This window comes from Myxosarcina sp. GI1, from assembly GCF_000756305.1.
Taxonomy (GTDB): Bacteria; Cyanobacteriota; Cyanobacteriia; order Cyanobacteriales; family Xenococcaceae; genus Myxosarcina.
The window spans coordinates 70,483-86,970 of sequence record NZ_JRFE01000028.1 but is presented as its reverse complement, the minus strand read 5'-3'; the positions used below and the strand labels follow the sequence as shown (position 1 = coordinate 86,970).

The following is a 16,488-nucleotide window of genomic DNA, read 5'->3' as shown; positions in this document are numbered from 1 at the left end:
TTGAGTTCATGATTTCTAGTAATGACTTTCGTACCGGCGTGACCATCGAACTAGATGGTTCGGTCTGGCGTGTAGTAGAGTTTCTACACGTAAAACCAGGTAAAGGCTCGGCTTTCGTACGTACCAAGCTCAAAAACGTTCAAACAGGCAACAGCGTCGAACGTACTTTCCGTGCGGGAGAAACCGTACCTCAAGCAAATCTGGAAAAACGCACGATGCAACACACTTATAAAGAGGGTGACCAATATGTCTTTATGGACATGGAAACCTATGAAGAAACCCGTATGAGCGAAGAACAAATGGGCGATCGCGTCCAGTATCTCAAAGAAGAAATGGAAGTTAACGTAATTTTTTGGGAAGACCAGGTTTTAGAGGTCGAACTGCCAACTTCAGTAATTTTAGAAATTACCGATACCGATCCAGGTGTTAAAGGAGATACCGCTACTGGAGGAACCAAACCCGCCATTGTAGAGAGTGGAGCGCAGGTAATGGTGCCTTTATTTATTTCTATTGGGGAAAAAATCAAGGTAGATACTAGAGACGGTTCTTACTTGGGACGAGAAAACTAAATTTAATTGTCTGTTAATTATTAAATAAAAATTAAACTAAAGGCAATTAAAATCTAGCATTGCGATTAAATTTACGTTAATAACCGTTTGAGAGCGGATTGTATAGTTTGTGTCTATAAATTTTCAAGAACTCCGTGAATTACTAGGGGCGATCGCCAAAACCGACATTACCGAGTTAACTCTTAAAAGTGATGAATTTGAATTGACGGTACGCCAGGAAACAAATGTAGTAACTACTAAAGTCATTCCTGAAGTTGTGGATCGCTCGATAGAGTCTGCTTCCGACATAGAACGAACGGCTGGTTCCGATACTACAGCTACTAAAGATAAAGATAAAGATAAGCAATCTTGGATTGAAATCACTTCGCCAATGGTGGGAACTTTTTATCGCGCCCCCGCTCCCGATGAAGAGCCTTATGTAGAGGTTGGAGATCGCATCAATTCAGGAGACACAGTGTGTATTATTGAAGCGATGAAGTTAATGAACGAAATTGAGGGAGAAGTTGCGGGTAAAGTTGTGGAAATTGCAGTTGAAAATGGCGAACCAGTAGAGTTCGGACAAGTTCTAATGCGTATCGATCCGAGTTAATTAAGCTAAAGTTATGTATGGAAATTTTAACTATCGCTCTATTGGGAGTGTTAGGGACTTTATCTAGTGGCGGATTAATTCTCGATTCAATTATCGAGCAAAATCTTCAGCGGCAAGCCATCGCTGTAGAAGAACGGGTGATTCGGATTGACAATGTTCCTGGCTATCAAATTGCTAGCGGCAAACTACACAAGCTGCGCCTGGCTACTAGAGGTTTAAAGCTCGAACCACTTAGAATTGAAGTATTGGAGTTAGAAACAGAGCCAATTGCCTTAAAGCGATCGCAATTGAGCTTCGATAGTGTGAGTCAATTTAGAAAGGCATTACGGCAGCCTTTGCAGGGAGCGGTTAAAATTGTTTTAACCGAACGCGATCTCAATCAGGCTTTACAACGACCGCAGTTTCAAACGCGGCTACAACAAAATTTGAATCGTTTGGTGGCTCGTAAAGCTGGCTCGGCTAATATTGCTTATGAGTTAATTGCCCCTAGTCTGGAGTTACAGCCTCAAAATCGGCTAAAAATAAATTTTATCTTACGCCGTTCGAGCGGCATTTATCGCTCCAACGAACTAGCTATGGTTTTAAAATTGAAAGTAACCTCTGATGGTCGAACAATTAAACTGAGCGAACTAGCGGGAACCGTCAATCAACGTCCGATGTCTTCTAGATTGCTTGAGGGTTTTGCTGATGGCATCAGCGATCGCCTCAGTCTAGAAGATCTTCAGGCTGACGGAATCTTAGCCAGGCTTTTACAATTAAAGATAGAAGAACATAGTCTTACAATAATAGGTTTTGCGCGGGTGGAAACAAATTAATTGCTAAAGTCTTCAGCCAAGCAAAGGTTAAGTTAATTTTTATAAAACTTCCTCTAAATCAGGAGAATTACTTATGCAGGATCGCAAACCAAATAATCGTTTTTCCCTCCCTTTATTGGCGATCGCCGCCGGGGTAATTTTGGCTGCGGGAGGAGGTGCTGCTTGGTGGGCGAAACACAGTCTAGATCGTACCAATAGAACCATCGCGCCAAAAGTTCCAGCTACAGAGCAAACTCAGCCAACCACATCAGAACCAATCGCCCAAGAAAAAGTTGAAATCTGTTGGCTCGATCCTCAAGATAATTCTATCGAATTAGTGGCTAGTACTCAGGCTTTTCAAAAATCGATTCGCCCTCAAGAAGCTTTAACTGCTGCTTTTGAGACACTGCTTGCAGGACCGCAGTCGAATTCTAGCTACACTACCAGTATTCCCGAGGGTACAAAATTGCTTGGCTTGAATGTAGACAAACAAGGAGTTCGTGTTAATCTGTCACGAGAATTTGTTTCTGGTGGCGGTAGTGCTTCGATGGAAGGTAGGTTAGCGCAAGTAATCTATACTGCTACAAGTACTAGTAGCAGCGATCGAGTTTTTATTAGTGTCGAAGGAAAACCTTTAAAAACTTTGGGAGGAGAGGGGTTGCTCGTCGCTCAGCCAATGACACGAGAGAGTTTTGAAGCGAACTTTCAGCTTTAAATATAGCTTGAAATCTTTAGTGTTTCCGATTTAAACTAGCGATTGCTCGGTCGAAGTACCAGTTTAATAAAGGCGCAACCAAGCTGTGAAATCGATACAGCATACTCATCGTCCATCCAGGAGTAGCTGCCCCGCGTCCTAGTTCGATACCGCGAACAATTTTGGTAGCAACTTCCTCTGCCGTCCAGGTTGCTGCTGTTTGAGTTATTAATTTGGTTTCAGGCGGCTTGGTTTTATTTTCGGCAGCTAGCTGGGGCGTATCGGTATCGGGGGGATAAACTACACTAACCTGGATGCCTTTAGGTTTTAATTCCGCTCTTAGAGTCTCTCCTAGCCCTCTTATGGCAAATTTAGAGGGACAGTAGGCACTATAGCCATAAATACCAATCAAACCCGCCCCAGAAGAAATTAAGATAATACTGCCTCGTCCCTGCCGTTCCATCGTTGGCAATACGGCTTTAATGCTATATAGAGAGCCAAAATAATTAACTGCCATCGAGGTTTCATGTGTTTCTAAAGGAAGTTCTTCAAAATAATTGGGAATTGCGATACCTGCCGAGGCAATTAAGATACTTGGCGTGCCTAACTGAAAAATCGCCAATTCAATAGCTTCGGTAATTTCTTGTTTTAGAGCCACATCAGCAGCTACAGTAATTATTCGTTGAGTTTTAGCAGTAACTTGCTCTATTTCTTGCTTGGCGGCTGCTAGCTTGAGGCGATCGCGAGCAATTAGGGTAATATTTGCCCCCTGCTGTGCTAGCAGTCGCGCCGTAGCTTTACCAATACCGCTAGAACCGCCAGTGACGATTGCGTGCTGCTCGTGATATTTCATAAACTATTTTAAATCGCTATTGATGTTAGAGAGAGATTGTTACTGAATCTAATGGCATTACCAAGTGATAACTGAGAAAAGTCTTAAAAAAGCGGTCGCGATTTAAAATTTAGTTTTGGTAGCAATTTGAATTACCTGCATCAAGTCTTTAATGCTGTTAATTTTGGCAGGTAAAAAACAGGGATATACATTTAAATCGGGAATTTGATTTGCTACCTCGCTGGTTTGAGAATCTAAAATTATTAAAGGTAGAGCTGCTAGTTCGGAAAATTGTTGTAAAGATTGTAAATATGCTTGAGGATTGGCAATTGCCGCACTATCGAGAACAATAGCGTCTAGCTGCCAGATACGCGCTAACGTTCTTGCCTGTTCTAAACCCTCAGCTTCAATAATTCGATAACGAACGTTCTGCCTGGAATCATCTCCCAATTGCGTTGTCCAGTCTCTTTCCGACCAGTATTTAAGGCTAAAATTTGCATTTTTCGATCTTAATGACTCGTCGATTGCTTCTGGTTCGGGATAGATACACAAAATAGTTATGTTTTTGGATACGTTAGGGGAAGTACAATGTTTGGCTGGTAGAACTCGAGCCAGAGTATCTCGATTGAATGGTTCGCAAATTAGACCCTGTACTTGACGAAAAGTCTGGCTATCGGTTGGTTTATTTAGTACTGTAGTCAGCAGAAAAATGGGAATATTTTGAGTCTGGCGATCGGATTTAAGCAAGGTCAGTAGATCTTTACTTTCGAGTAAAGAAGAATCAGGATTCATCAGGATATAGCTGGGCTGTAGCTGCCGAGCTTGCTGTAAAGCTTCAATGCCAGTACGAGCTACTACAGAATGATAGCCCAACTCCTGTATTGCCGAAGCTATTTTAGACAGGCGATGAAGCTGAGTTTCTAATATTACTACTATCTGTAAATCTTTGTAATTGGCTTGTAAACAATCATCTTCAGTATTTTGAGGCAAAAGTAAAGTAAATTCATTTCTACCGTTCGCTCTAAAAATTGCGCTGGCATCTCCACCATGAGCCTTAGCTAACTGTCGAGCAAAAAGCAGACTCAACTCACTTTGAGAGTCATCCCCAACCAATTCTCTAGAAGTTAGCGGTATTTGTGGCGATTCTCCAATACTAATTTGATTCCAAACTACAATCGAGAGCCAACCAGTCCAGGAATTAACTGTAATTCCTATACGTTCGGGCTGAGTTTTAATCGCCCATTCTAGCGAACGAGATACGATTTGAGTCAAAAACGAACGATCGACAAATACCGTTTGCGAATTAGGGGCGATCGATAACTCCAATTGAGGAGAAGACAAAAGCTCAAAGTTATCTCTAACTTCCAATTCGGTTGAAGTTTGTCGATATGTTTGTCGGCACAGAGTTTCCAGAGCAATTGGTTCGATGGTAAAGTTTTGCTTGCTGGTATTTAACTCTGTAAGCTTTAATAAATCGTTAACTATATCGAGTGACTGTTTGCCACTGCGATAGATTAGTTCGGCATAGTGGCTCTGTCGGGGATTGAGATTCCCTAATTTCTCGGCTTTGAGTAAGCTGGATAGTCCGATGATGCCCGTTAGGGGAGATTTTAACTCATGGCTGATATTAGCTAAAAATAGCTCGTGCAAACGACACCAATCAGCTTTTTGCCAAATATCTCTTAAATTTGGCTCGGTCTTTCCTTCAATAGCCAAAACCAGCCAGTATGGCTCTGCCGAATTAGTAATCTTTGCCTCAGCAAAATGTAGCGGTATTTTGACATAATACCAGTCATTTAAAAAGCTAATTTGTAGTTCAGAAGCTGCAAATATTGGAGAATTAAAAAGACAGTCTGCCCAGTCAGGCATATTTTTAGCTGTAACTTTTGTCCCTACTTTGAGGTTAGGAAAAAAGGTAGAAACTTCTCTTTGATTTTGGTTGGGCGCAAATTGCGCCTCATGCTCGATCTTTTGTTGTCCTATCCACCATCGAGCAATCTGGGAACTGCAATCTATTAACTGCTCTGAAACTACGTTAAAGTTTTGTTGCCATAAATGATTTTGGTATAAAATGTTGTCTTCACTACCCAAGAGCGTTAGAGGTAATCTTATATTATCAATGAGTTCAAATCTTGGTAGGCTTGTTTCGGTAGCAGTAGCTAGAGAATAATCGGTCTTCCAGAACAAATATTCAGAGAGTTTGCTAATATCTAGCATTCCCAAAAATTTTTTGCGATCGTCAACAATCGCATAGCCAAATTTCTGCCAGTCTAAATCTCTCTCGACAGCTGCATTATTTTCCCTAAGCTCTTGAGAAGCGTATTTTGAAGTACGTTGCTCTACCGATGCAGGTTCTTTACTGCAACTCTCGCGCGTATCGCCTCTTGAAAATTCACTGCGATCGCGGCAGAATAATCTGTCGCTCGAACCGCTTAAAAATTCTGCAATAGTTATCCTGGAATGGAGAACTTTTACAGGTTGAAGTACAGATTTTAAATTGGTAGTCGCCATTAAAGCTGCTCTGGGGTCAAGCTGTTTTTGAGAACCAATCGAAGTAGGAATACGACGATTATACTGATGATCGACAAATAGAGACAGCAGACGATGCGCCGTAACAATTCCCAGAGGAAATTGTTGGCGGTTTACTATGGCAACACTTCCGTCTTTACTACTTTGTGAAGCATTAAGTATTGTTTCCAAAGCACATCCATGTTGGCATATGGGAATTGAACTAGTAATAAATTCTTCAATGCTGGTTTGATGAGAGCTAAACATGGAATTATAAAAAATTACTTCAACAGCGATTTGGGTGACAGCAATAATGTAGTAAAATTTTTTAGTCGCAGGATGTTTTTAACTATCCTCTTCAATTCTTTCTTTCTTCTCGCTAAAAAAGTCTTATTCTGCTTTAAGCCAAAATAAATAATCGATCGAGCTATATTTGAAGGAGGTAATCCTAAACTGAGAAGAGAGTGAACCCGAATTAGTATTTAAAAGTATATCTAAAAAGAAATATCCGTGACATTTTTATCGCTGTTTTTCAGCCTAGCAATATTTGCTTCGCAATTGCAAAGCTTCTTGTTCGGATTGGAAAAATTTTTTTGGGGCTTCTATTGTAGCCAGTTAAACTTTTCAGTTAACCTCTTAGAAATGCCTGGGGAAAATACCAACATTTTTTTTTAATGTCATATAGCCCTTATTGCAATGGAAAAGCCATAAAGCTTTACTTACGCCAAAGCACTTTACTACTTATATATATATATCGGCTTGTTTTTTCAGTTACTCGAACGACCGCTATTATCTCAAAATTCAGTTATTTTTTACTGCTATTCCTTACAAATAATTACAATTCTCCGAAAGACGTAATAAATGTTAGTTTTTTAACATGGGGTTTCAAGTGGTAGCTTCCCTTAAAAGTAAAGTATTTCGTTGCGTCAAAATTATTGAACTGGTTTTACGATGTCCGATAAGAGAAACAAAACTTTTAATAAATATTCTAAACTTCATGTTTGTCTTTTTCCTGCTAAAAAATCTCTAATCGAGTCTTTAGCAGAATTACTATTAGACAATGATTGCTTCAAAACAACAGTATTAAACTCATGTGAAGATTTGATTGACTTTGTCGAGCGCGAAGGAGAACATATAGATTGTTTAATTTTGTTGCGCGAAGCAGCCTTCAATCATACCATAGAACGATTGACTCGACTAAACATAATCTTGCCTATTGTAATTATTGAAAATACTAAAGATATTGGTGAAAATGGCGGTAATTTAGGCAAGTTGAAGTTTAATTACTATCATAGTGCTGAAGTGAGGCTATATCCCATTCAAATCGAACAAATCAATTCTTTTATCAATTTGGCAATTAGCCGATTTTTGCACTTAACCCCCAGCTGTTCTTTGAGCGATCGCTCGATTGTCTCTAACAACGATCGCGAAAACGATAAGAGTGACAGACTGCTAGAACAGCAGCGACGCTTGACCGAAAAATTAAAAGAAAGATTGGGTTATTTGGGAGTGTACTACAAGCGCAATTCTAAAAACTTTTATCGTCATCTTTCAGAGAGTGAAAAAGAAACATTGCTGCAGAAATTAGTAGCCGAATACAGCAAAATTATTCTCAGTTATTTTTCAAATGATTCTAAAGTAGATCGATATATTGATGAATTTGTAAATCGTGCTTTTCTAGCCGATATTTCTGTGTCGCAAATTTTAGAAATACATATGGAAATAGTAGATGAATTATCTCAACAGTTAAAAGCAGAAGGCAGAAACGAAGAAATTTTACTTGACTATCGTTTGGCTTTAATCGATACAATTGCTAATTTATGTGAAATGTATCGTCGCTCTATTCCTAGAGAAGACGTGGCTTTAGAATTACTGTTTGGAGTAGAATAAAAACTAGATAATTTTAAAAATAATAGCATTCTTAAGAAAATTTTTATATTTATCGCTTTAATTCAATTGACCAAATTGTTATTTAATGCTGTGAACAAATTAGGGAAAACTTACGTTTTAAAGTTATACGTTGCAGGTAATACACCCAATTCAATTAGAGCCTTAAAAACCCTAAAGCATATCTTAGAAAAAGATTTTCAAGGAGTTTATGCTCTAAAAGTAATTGATGTTTTAAAAAGCCCGCAGTTAGCAGAAGAAGATAAAATCATGGCTACTCCTACTCTCTCAAAAGTTTTGCCCCCACCAGTACGAAAAATTATTGGCGATCTTTCCGACCGAGAAAAGGTTTTAATTGGATTAGATTTGTTGTATCAAGAAATGTGCGATCGCGAAGGGCAAATTTAATTGCCCTTAAAAATTATTTACCTATTTGCGATTGTCATTAGAGCAACTATCGCGATCGCGCTTACAAAGGCTGTGTTATTCGCTGTTACTGTCAGGAGCGATCGCTTTTAAGATAGAACAGTTTGTTAATAAAATATTTTTGTTTTGTAAAACTATAAATGAATCAGGAAAATCTCAACCAATTACAGCCAAAAGATTTTACCGACAGAGGGGTTCGGAAAAACCGAACTATGATTGAAGGATTTGATGAAATTACTCATGGTGGACTGCCTATGGGTAGAACTACCCTGGTTAGCGGTACGTCTGGTACGGGAAAAACTTTATTTGCCGTGCAGTTTCTGTATCATGGCATCAAATATTTTGATAGACCGGGTGTGTTAGTAACTTTTGAAGAATCACCTCAAGACATTATTAAAAATGCCTATAGTTTTGGTTGGGATTTACAGTCTTTAATCGATCGCGGACAGTTGTTTATTCTCGATGCTTCTCCCGATCCTGAAGGGCAAGAAGTAGTAGGAAATTTCGATCTTTCAGCGTTGATCGAGCGAATTCAATACGCAATAAACAAATACAAAGCCAAATTTGTTTCTATCGATTCGGTTACTGCTGTATTTCAGCAATACGATGCCGTTCCAGTAGTTAGAAAAGAAATTTTTCGCCTCGTAGCGCGACTCAAAAAGTTGGATGTTACATCAGTAGTAACTACTGAGAGATTAGAAGAATATGGTGCCAATGCTCGTTTTGGTGTAGAAGAGTTTGTCTCTGATAACGTCATTATTATTCGTAACGTTTTAGAAGGAGAGCGACGGCGGCGCACTATTGAGGTTCTTAAGTTTCGAGGTACCACTCACATGAAGGGAGAATATCCCTTTACGATCACCAATGATGGGATTAATATTTTTCCTCTTGGTGCCATGCAGCTTACTCAACGCTCGTCCAATGTGCGGATTTCTTCTGGTATTAAAAGCCTGGACGAACTATGTGGAGGTGGCTTTTTTAAAGATTCAATTATTTTGGCTACTGGCGCGACAGGTACGGGTAAAACTCTATTAGTTAGCAAGTTTTTGGAAGAAGCCTGTCAGCAAGGTGAAAGAGCGGTTTTATTTGCCTACGAAGAATCGCGAGCGCAACTGTCGCGGAATGCTCGTTCCTGGGGAATTGATTTTGAAACTTTGGAAAAAAAAGGATTGCTCAAGCTGCTGTGTTCCTATCCCGAATCAACAGGTTTAGAAGACCATTTACAAATAATCAAATCAGAAATTACCGATTTCAAACCATCTCGTATTGCGATCGATTCTCTATCAGCTTTAGCTAGAGGAGTAACTAATAATGCTTTTCGCCAGTTTGTGATTGGCGTTACCGGCTACGCCAAACAAGAAGAAATTACGGGCTTTTTTACCAATACTACCGACCGCTTTCTGGGTTCTAATTCGATTACCGAATCTCATATATCTACTATTACCGATACGATTTTGCTGTTGCAGTATGTAGAAATTCGTGGCGAAATGTCGCGAGCGGTTAACGTTTTTAAAATGCGTGGTTCGTGGCACGATAAAGGTATTAGAGAATATACAATTGATGCCAATGCGCCTGAAATTCCCTATATAAAAGAATCTTTCCGCAATTATGAAAATATTCTCAGCGGTTCTCCTTCCCGTTCTTCAATAGATGAGAAAAGCGAAATTTCTCGGATCGCTCGTAGCGTTAAAGATAAGATAACTGAATAAATGAGCGATTTTTTAACGAGGATTGGAACCTATCTGCGGCAAGCGATCTCGCCTCAAGCCTGCACTATAGATAGAGATTCGCAATCGCTACATAAAGCACTACTGCAAATGGGAGAGCGATCGCTTTTGGCGTTAAGAGTTCCCCAACACTTGGGGGGAATGGGGTTATCCGAAACTAGTTTTCGTCGCTTTCAAATGCTAATGGCGCGATATTCTGGAGCCTTAACTTTTTTACAAACCCAGCATCAAAGCGCGGCGATGCGACTGGCAAAGAGTCAGAACCAAGTGGTGCAACAGCAGTATCTATCGGACATGGCAACGGGCAAAATTTTGATTGGCGTAGGTTATTCACATTTACGCCGTGTGGGTAAACCGATGGTAACGGCGACAGAAACAGCAGCAGGATACTTATTAAATGGTAAAGTACCCTGGATTACTGGCTATGGCTGCTTCGATCTGTTTATTATCGGTGGGGTTTTAGCAGACGGTAGAGAACTGTATGGTATAGTTCCTTTCGTTAATCTCCAACAAGAAACTGGAGGGAAACTGACTTTTAGTCAACCCATGCAACTAATTGCGGCAACCGCTACCAATACCGTTAGTGCCGAGTTGAATAATTGGTTGATGAAGCGCGAGCGCTTAGTAACTATTAATCCTCCTGGTTCGATTCACCTCAGCAGCCGTCAAAACATATTAAATCATGGCTTTTATGCTTTAGGATGTGCCTATGCAGGGTTAGATCTTCTAAAGCGTATTGGGGAACGGAAACAGCTTGATTTTATTAGCGAAACTTGGCAGACTCTGTCGGAACGAGTAGCTGAATGCGATCGCGGTTTGTTTGCCGCAATATCGGATAAAGACATAACTTACTCAGAGAAACTTCAGCTTCGTATTCAGGCGATCGCTCTAGCCTCTCGCTGTAGCCACGCTGCCGTTATTGCTGCTGGCGGCGCGGCTAATTATCTAGATTCTGATGTAGGAAGAGTTTATCGCGAAGCTTTGTTGTTTAGCGTTTCGGGACAAACTAAAGACGTTATGGAAGCGAGTTTGAAAAACATAATTTAGCCATTGCGATCGCTTTCTACTGAAATGACATCGTGAAAGTGAGTGTAATCAATATAGCGGCTTCCTTGAGGTGTATGATGAAAAATGTCTGCAAAGCGATGCTGCCAAAAAATGTCACTAGCAGCATAAGAGTAAGAAGCATGAAGTGCGCGATCTACAGTTTTGTCAATACCACTCAAAGAAACTATTAACATCGCTCTAGTTTTGGTTAAAGATTCTGGTGTAGCCTGCCAGAGAGGACTATGTTCGTCAATTTGATGCATTACCGTCCAGCTTAAAGTAAAGCTAGGGGTTCGATTGTGTAACAGCTTTAGAAGATAAAAGCGTCGCATATATTCTCCTTCAATGCTAATTTCGTCTCGCATTAAATACACTCGAATTTCAGCTTCAATAATTTGGTTGCGACGCTGATTTGCCGTTCTTAGCATCAAAGTAGAAACGCCATCATGATTATAAATAGTTGCTGCGCGACTAAACACTACTCTGGCTGTTGGCTGAGAGAACTTGGTAAAAGCCAAACCTGTCAATAAAGCAATTCCTAAAGTCCCTATCAATGCCTCTGTAGTGACTAAAGTATCGGCAAAAGTGGTAGTAGGATACATATTTCCATAGCCAATAGAACTTAAAGTTTGTACGCTAAAGAAAAAAGCATCGCTAAAAGAACCAGAAGTAGCGTTTTCAATACAATCTCCTCCCAATAAGTAAGCAAAAGCAAAAGCGGTATTAACGGCTACATAAAATAAAGCCATCAACAGCAAAAAACCCATCCAGGGAATTGTTAAGAGCAAATAGTATGGTTCTTGCCAATAGGTATGCCAAGTATCTACACCAGGAATCTCAAAACGTCCATCTCGAAACTTAATCCACAGTTTGGCAGAATTGCGATTGGCTTTTTTTTGAGTCAAATTCAATCATTCTCCATAATTAAGTAAAAGTAGCCCAAAAACAGTTTTATATAGTGATTATTTTAGCGATCGCTCGATCTTTGATAATTAAAAGACATAAAAGTTATGTCAGCAGTTGTTTAGTTTTAGCTGCGCGATTTTCTTAATTTCTATACTCACAACATTTACTGCGATCGATTCAATCTAAGCGAGGGATGGTATTAATTAGTTAATTGCCGTAGAGTGAAACCCCTTGATTTAATAATTTTTATGCTTCTAATTTTATCCCCCTCCAAGACTTTAGATTTTGAAATGCCCTCACCTACTTCGGCTACCAGCGAACTTGATTTTTATTCTCAAACCCAGAAACTGGTGAAAGCGTTGGGAAAGATTTCTAAACAAGAACTTTCCAACCTCATGGGTATTAGCGATAAGTTAGGCAAGCTAAATGCAGAACGCTATCAAAACTTTTCCCAAGCAGCCACCAAACAAGCAATGTTTGCTTTTAAGGGGGATGTATATGAAGGTTTACAGGCTATAAATTTCTCAGATGAGGATATTACTTATGCTCAAAAACATCTGCGTATTCTCTCTGGATTATACGGATTATTAAAACCACTAGATGCGATCGCACCATATCGCTTAGAGATGGGTACTCGCTTATCACAGAACCCTTCACTTAGCAAAAGTCTACCAGAAACACTTTATCAATTTTGGGAAGATGGTATTACCGAAGCCTTAAATCGAGATCTACAACAGACAAAAAGCCAAATTGTCCTCAATCTTGCCTCGCAAGAGTACGCTAAGGCGTTGAATCTTAAAATTCTCTCAGCCAAGTTTATCAGTCCCGTTTTTAAAGACTGGAAAAACGATAAGTATAAAGTGATTAGCTTCTATGCTAAAAAAGCCAGAGGCATAATGGCTCGCTATATAATTCAAAATCGAATTACCAATCTGGCTGGCATTAAAAAATTTACGGAAGCAGGATATATTTACAACGAGGAGCTTTCAACTGAGAAAAAACCAGTTTTTACTCGGAAATTATAAACTATCTTCTCTCAAAAACGCGATTCAATATTAAGTAATTAAATTTTGTTATCCAAGTTTTGGTAAATACTATAAACTTTTACGTTTAATTCATGAAGAATTAAATTTTTTTCTGGTTTCATGGCTAGCTTGTTGGCGACTCGAATCGATCGCAAATTTTCTGGTTGAATTAGGCAAATCAGGCGATTTAGCTTTAGTTGCTGCCAGGCGTAGTTGCGTACTGCTGTAGCTGCTTCAGTAGCCAATCCCTTATTCCAATAGGCTGTAGCTAAACGATAGCCTAGTTCTATTTCTGTTATTTCTTCAAAGTACCAGACTAATAAACCACAATAGCCAATCAATTGCTTTGTTTCTTTTTCGGTAACTGCATACAAACCAAAACCATATTTTTGATAGCTAGACAGTATCCAAGCAATAAATTCTTGAGTTTGCGATCGCGTTTTGGTTCCCGAAATCGAATATTGCATTACTTTAGGGTCGCTGAGAATGGCTGTTAGCGCGTCGGTATCGTCTGGTGTAAAGTATCTTAAAATTAATCTTGGGGTTTCTATAGCGATCGCCATTTATCGAAAGTGTTTCTGTCGTTATAAATTTTGTCTGTTTGAATTTATATAATGTCGAGAAGTCTATGATAAAAATAATTACTATTTTTCGTGAATAGATAAAAGTAAGAAGTAAAGAAGTAAAAATTATGTCCGAGCAACAAAAACTGCTATTAGTAGACGATGAACCAGGTGTTAGAGAGTCCGTACAGGCATATTTAGAAGATAACGAAGATTGGACGGTAGAAGCGGTGAGTAATGCTGATGAAGCCTGGGAAAAAATCGAAGCTGAAACTCCCGATCTAATTATTTCCGATATTATGATGCCTAAAGTTGACGGGTATCAATTTTTGCAAAAGCTGAGAGAAGACCCACGCTATCAAGCAATTCCAGTAGTTTTTTTGACCGCTAGAGGTATGACGAGCGATCGCATTCAGGGCTATGAAACTGGTGTCGATGCTTACTTACCCAAGCCTTTCGATCCTGAAGAATTAGAAGCAATTGTCAGAAATTTATTAGCCAGACATCGAGCCGCCGCTGCTGACAGCAACGGTGATGGTACGGAACTTGAAAAAATTGCCAGAGAATTAGAAGCCATTAAAGGTAAGCTCGACGAAAGATTGGGTGAGGGTACTGGAGGAATTGCTACTACACCACCGCCAATTAATATCGATCTAACTCCCAGAGAACAAAGCGTGTTAGACTTAGTGGCTCGCGGTTTGATGAATAAAGAAATTGCTAAAGAGTTGAGTACTAGCGTTAGAAACGTAGAAAAATACGTCAGTCGCTTGTTTGGTAAAACTGGCACTAATAGCCGTACCGAACTAGTTCGCTTTGCTCTGCAACATGGTTTGACTGAATAAATTGGTAGATATTATAGGAAACAATAGAAGCACTTTACCAATCTAAATTAGTAAACAATAATAATTACAATAATAAATAATTTTACTTTCGGTGTATTTATGACTAGTTATTTAGGTGCATTCTTACCCCCAATAGCTTTTGATAGCTTATTTTCGACACAAGGTATCATGGTGATGCTGTTGGTAGCTTATGCAGGGGCGATGTGGATGTTTTTAACCAGTGCGCCCAAAGTTTATACAGTTATGGTTTCTGACCTGCGAGGGGCGCAAGAGTTTTATGAAGGGTTATTGAGCTTGCCTGCTGCTGATGTTCCCCTCCACTATTATTACAACTACGAGCAGGCAATGGGTGCTGGAGGACTAGACCCTTTATATATGTCTACTACCGCTGGAAGTACTAGTCCCGTCGGTAGCGATGGTCTGTGGTATCAACTCAAAAAAAATACTCAGCTTCACGTTATTTCTGGAGCGAGTACTGGCTATAAAGAGCGTCAGCGTCATGTCTGTTTCGATCGCGACTGTTTGGAAGACTTATTATTAAAAATTCAGTCTCGCCGCTTAAAATATAAAATTAGACGCGATCGCCCATTGAATTTTTTGGTTAAAGATATTGACAATCGCACTATAGAAATAGCAGAAGTTTCTAACTAAGATTTGTTAAATACCAAAAAATGCTGTTCGGGCAAAAATTCTTTGGTTTGTTGCCATTGCAAACCGACAGCTTTCATTTCTTTTTTGACTTGTTTTTCGCTCATCTTATGCAGGGGTTTGATGAGAACAAAGGGGTTTTCTTGGCGGTATTCTACCAAAACTACTCTACCTTGAGGTTTGAGTGCTTTAACCAGCCCTTTCATCATTTCTCTAGGGTATTCAAATTCATGATAGGCATCTACCATAAAAGCCAGGTCAATACTGTCTTGGGGTAAGTTAGGATCGTCTACCTCTCCTAAAACCGCTTCAACATTTTCAATCTTATTTGCTGCTTTAGAATCATTAAGCGCGTCGAGCATTTCAGGCTGAACATCGACAGCATAAACTTTACCCTGGGGTATTTCTCTAGCGATACGAAAGCTAAAGTAACCCGTTCCCGCACCGAGATCGGCAACTATATCATCAGGTTTCAATTCTAATTCGGCTACCGTTTGCTGGGGTCTTTCTTCTCTTTCTCGACTCGGTCTTTCCAACCAGTCCTTTGCCTGATGTCCCATAACTTTAGCAATTTCTCGACCAAGATAAAATTTACCAATACCATCGGGGTTATGAATGGCTTTTTCTCGGTAGTAAGAGTTAGTATTATTATCTTGGGCTGAAGCAACTGGCGTATAGGTAAAGTTAATTAAAACTAATAAGACTACAGATAGGGTGAGAGAAATCGCAATAAAATATTTTTTCATCAAGAAATAAAAGACACTATTTTTTAGTACTAGTCCGAAGTAACCTCATCGGCAAAACTTTGGATAGGTTGAAAGTGAAAAGCACCTGCCACCGAACCCCATACTAGTTCGTCTGTTTCAGGGTCGCGTCCGCGATCTAAACTAATTAACTTTTCTGGAGTAACTTCAAAGCTATTAACTAAATAAGTCATTCTGCCATTACGTTCGACCATACAGTTTTTTCCTGGCTGGATTTCTCCTTTAAAGCTGTTGCCAGTCCAGTCCACATCCATATCGCAGCCCTGCATTTTTTCAATTACGTCGGCAGTGAGATTTTGCAGCTTTTGGCGATCGCGCGAGGCACCATAAAATTTTTCTGCGTCCTTAACTTTATAGTTTTCTAGTTGGATGCGGTCTTCTACCAAACTAAACTTTAATACTCGCAGTCGGTAGGGGAGATGGAGGGCAAAATCATAAGCCTGTTCTAAAAACAAACTTTTGCCGTCTAGTAAATCGTCTGGAAGGGGGCGCATACAAACGCGAATATGAGCATAAAATGGAGGATTGGCGTAAGCCTGTTCTTGATTGCTAAAGTCTGCTGCCATCCAGCGTACTAAGGTAGTTATATCTTGAGAATGTGTCATGAAAAAAAAGTAGAAAATAAAAAGTTTTTTAGGCTATAAAAAATTATGAAGTATTAAGAATG

At 39.6% G+C, this 16,488-nt stretch carries 17 protein-coding genes; 11 read left to right on the top strand and 6 right to left on the bottom strand.

The genetic code is table 11. The features are described from left to right. The first annotated feature begins 8 nt into the window (after positions 1 to 8). The 4 genes from efp (at position 9) to KV40_RS22410 (ending at position 2,667) form a co-directional block, all read left to right on the top strand. Positions 9 to 569: an elongation factor P gene (gene efp / locus KV40_RS22425; protein WP_036486175.1), complete on the top strand. Its 561-nt coding sequence runs from the start codon at positions 9 to 11 to the stop codon at positions 567 to 569. Positions 570 to 678: 109 nt separating this feature from the next. Next, positions 679 to 1,158 (top strand): acetyl-CoA carboxylase biotin carboxyl carrier protein, encoded by a 480-nt coding sequence (accB, locus tag KV40_RS22420; protein WP_036486173.1) that lies wholly within the window; start codon positions 679 to 681, stop codon positions 1,156 to 1,158. 17 nt (positions 1,159 to 1,175) lie between these two features. Further along, positions 1,176 to 1,973: a DUF2993 domain-containing protein gene (locus tag KV40_RS22415; protein ID WP_052055834.1), complete on the top strand. Its 798-nt coding sequence runs from the start codon at positions 1,176 to 1,178 to the stop codon at positions 1,971 to 1,973. A 73-nt stretch (positions 1,974 to 2,046) separates the two neighbouring features. Beyond that, the gene (locus KV40_RS22410; RefSeq protein ID WP_036486170.1) at positions 2,047 to 2,667 is read left to right on the top strand and encodes a GerMN domain-containing protein; all 621 of its coding nucleotides are present in this window, start codon (positions 2,047 to 2,049) and stop codon (positions 2,665 to 2,667) included. Positions 2,668 to 2,683: 16 nt separating this feature from the next. Here the strand turns inward: KV40_RS22410 and KV40_RS22405 are convergent, their stop codons facing one another. Then, the gene (locus KV40_RS22405) at positions 2,684 to 3,499 is read right to left on the bottom strand and encodes an SDR family oxidoreductase (protein ID WP_036486168.1); all 816 of its coding nucleotides are present in this window, start codon (positions 3,497 to 3,499) and stop codon (positions 2,684 to 2,686) included. Positions 3,500 to 3,601: 102 nt separating this feature from the next. Then, on the bottom strand, positions 3,602 to 6,253 hold the full coding sequence (locus KV40_RS22400) for a hybrid sensor histidine kinase/response regulator (protein ID WP_036486167.1): 2,652 nt from the start codon (positions 6,251 to 6,253) through the stop codon (positions 3,602 to 3,604). A gap of 684 nt (positions 6,254 to 6,937) precedes the next feature. On the opposite strand from KV40_RS22400, the gene KV40_RS22395 reads away from it, so the two are divergent. The 4 genes from KV40_RS22395 (at position 6,938) to KV40_RS22380 (ending at position 11,073) form a co-directional block, all read left to right on the top strand. Then, a complete protein-coding gene (locus KV40_RS22395; RefSeq protein ID WP_036486165.1) occupies positions 6,938 to 7,876 on the top strand; it encodes a circadian clock protein KaiA in 939 nt (312 codons plus the stop codon). Between the two features lie 90 nt (positions 7,877 to 7,966). After that, on the top strand, positions 7,967 to 8,281 hold the full coding sequence (gene kaiB, locus KV40_RS22390) for a circadian clock protein KaiB (protein WP_036486163.1): 315 nt from the start codon (positions 7,967 to 7,969) through the stop codon (positions 8,279 to 8,281). A gap of 158 nt (positions 8,282 to 8,439) precedes the next feature. Next, positions 8,440 to 10,008, top strand: a complete 1,569-nt coding sequence (gene kaiC / locus KV40_RS22385) for a circadian clock protein KaiC (RefSeq protein WP_036486162.1) — start codon at positions 8,440 to 8,442, stop codon at positions 10,006 to 10,008. Beyond that, on the top strand, positions 10,009 to 11,073 hold the full coding sequence (locus tag KV40_RS22380; protein WP_036486161.1) for an acyl-CoA dehydrogenase family protein: 1,065 nt from the start codon (positions 10,009 to 10,011) through the stop codon (positions 11,071 to 11,073). It begins immediately after the preceding gene. On the opposite strand, the gene KV40_RS22375 is transcribed toward KV40_RS22380, so the two are convergent. After that, entirely contained in the window at positions 11,070 to 11,978 is a 909-nt protein-coding gene (locus KV40_RS22375) for an ion channel (protein ID WP_036486257.1), read from the bottom strand. The genes KV40_RS22380 and KV40_RS22375 overlap by 4 nt on opposite strands. A gap of 249 nt (positions 11,979 to 12,227) precedes the next feature. On the opposite strand from KV40_RS22375, the gene yaaA reads away from it, so the two are divergent. Further along, the gene (gene yaaA / locus KV40_RS22370; RefSeq protein WP_036486255.1) at positions 12,228 to 13,004 is read left to right on the top strand and encodes a peroxide stress protein YaaA; all 777 of its coding nucleotides are present in this window, start codon (positions 12,228 to 12,230) and stop codon (positions 13,002 to 13,004) included. A gap of 38 nt (positions 13,005 to 13,042) precedes the next feature. On the opposite strand, the gene KV40_RS22365 is transcribed toward yaaA, so the two are convergent. Continuing rightward, on the bottom strand, positions 13,043 to 13,567 hold the full coding sequence (locus KV40_RS22365) for a GNAT family N-acetyltransferase (RefSeq protein WP_036486159.1): 525 nt from the start codon (positions 13,565 to 13,567) through the stop codon (positions 13,043 to 13,045). 128 nt (positions 13,568 to 13,695) lie between these two features. Here KV40_RS22365 and KV40_RS22360 point away from each other — a divergent pair, with 128 nt between their 5' ends. After that, a complete protein-coding gene (locus tag KV40_RS22360; protein ID WP_036486157.1) occupies positions 13,696 to 14,409 on the top strand; it encodes a response regulator transcription factor in 714 nt (237 codons plus the stop codon). Between the two features lie 99 nt (positions 14,410 to 14,508). After that, a complete protein-coding gene (locus tag KV40_RS22355) occupies positions 14,509 to 15,060 on the top strand; it encodes a glyoxalase-like domain protein (protein WP_036486155.1) in 552 nt (183 codons plus the stop codon). On the opposite strand, the gene KV40_RS22350 is transcribed toward KV40_RS22355, so the two are convergent. Together KV40_RS22350 and KV40_RS22345 are read right to left on the bottom strand one after the other, a co-directional pair. Then, on the bottom strand, positions 15,057 to 15,803 hold the full coding sequence (locus KV40_RS22350) for a class I SAM-dependent methyltransferase (protein ID WP_036486153.1): 747 nt from the start codon (positions 15,801 to 15,803) through the stop codon (positions 15,057 to 15,059). The genes KV40_RS22355 and KV40_RS22350 overlap by 4 nt on opposite strands. Before the next feature lie 29 nt (positions 15,804 to 15,832). Then, the gene (locus KV40_RS22345) at positions 15,833 to 16,426 is read right to left on the bottom strand and encodes a chromophore lyase CpcT/CpeT (RefSeq protein WP_036486152.1); all 594 of its coding nucleotides are present in this window, start codon (positions 16,424 to 16,426) and stop codon (positions 15,833 to 15,835) included. Positions 16,427 to 16,488 lie beyond the last annotated feature (62 nt).

Excerpts from the sequence above, each read along its gene's own strand:
- efp (WP_036486175.1), top strand. The coding sequence starts at position 9 with ATGATTTCTAGTAATGACTTTCGTACCGGCGTGACCATCGAACTAGAT.
- KV40_RS22415 (WP_052055834.1), top strand. The coding sequence starts at position 1,176 with ATGGAAATTTTAACTATCGCTCTATTGGGAGTGTTAGGGACTTTATCT.
- KV40_RS22410 (WP_036486170.1), top strand. The coding sequence starts at position 2,047 with ATGCAGGATCGCAAACCAAATAATCGTTTTTCCCTCCCTTTATTGGCG.
- KV40_RS22405 (WP_036486168.1), bottom strand. The coding sequence starts at position 3,499 with ATGAAATATCACGAGCAGCACGCAATCGTCACTGGCGGTTCTAGCGGT.
- KV40_RS22400 (WP_036486167.1), bottom strand. The coding sequence starts at position 6,253 with ATGTTTAGCTCTCATCAAACCAGCATTGAAGAATTTATTACTAGTTCA.
- KV40_RS22395 (WP_036486165.1), top strand. The coding sequence starts at position 6,938 with ATGTCCGATAAGAGAAACAAAACTTTTAATAAATATTCTAAACTTCAT.
- kaiC (WP_036486162.1), top strand. The coding sequence starts at position 8,440 with ATGAATCAGGAAAATCTCAACCAATTACAGCCAAAAGATTTTACCGAC.
- KV40_RS22380 (WP_036486161.1), top strand. The coding sequence starts at position 10,009 with ATGAGCGATTTTTTAACGAGGATTGGAACCTATCTGCGGCAAGCGATC.
- yaaA (WP_036486255.1), top strand. The coding sequence starts at position 12,228 with ATGCTTCTAATTTTATCCCCCTCCAAGACTTTAGATTTTGAAATGCCC.
- KV40_RS22365 (WP_036486159.1), bottom strand. The coding sequence starts at position 13,567 with ATGGCGATCGCTATAGAAACCCCAAGATTAATTTTAAGATACTTTACA.
- KV40_RS22360 (WP_036486157.1), top strand. The coding sequence starts at position 13,696 with ATGTCCGAGCAACAAAAACTGCTATTAGTAGACGATGAACCAGGTGTT.
- KV40_RS22355 (WP_036486155.1), top strand. The coding sequence starts at position 14,509 with ATGACTAGTTATTTAGGTGCATTCTTACCCCCAATAGCTTTTGATAGC.
- KV40_RS22350 (WP_036486153.1), bottom strand. The coding sequence starts at position 15,803 with ATGAAAAAATATTTTATTGCGATTTCTCTCACCCTATCTGTAGTCTTA.
- KV40_RS22345 (WP_036486152.1), bottom strand. The coding sequence starts at position 16,426 with ATGACACATTCTCAAGATATAACTACCTTAGTACGCTGGATGGCAGCA.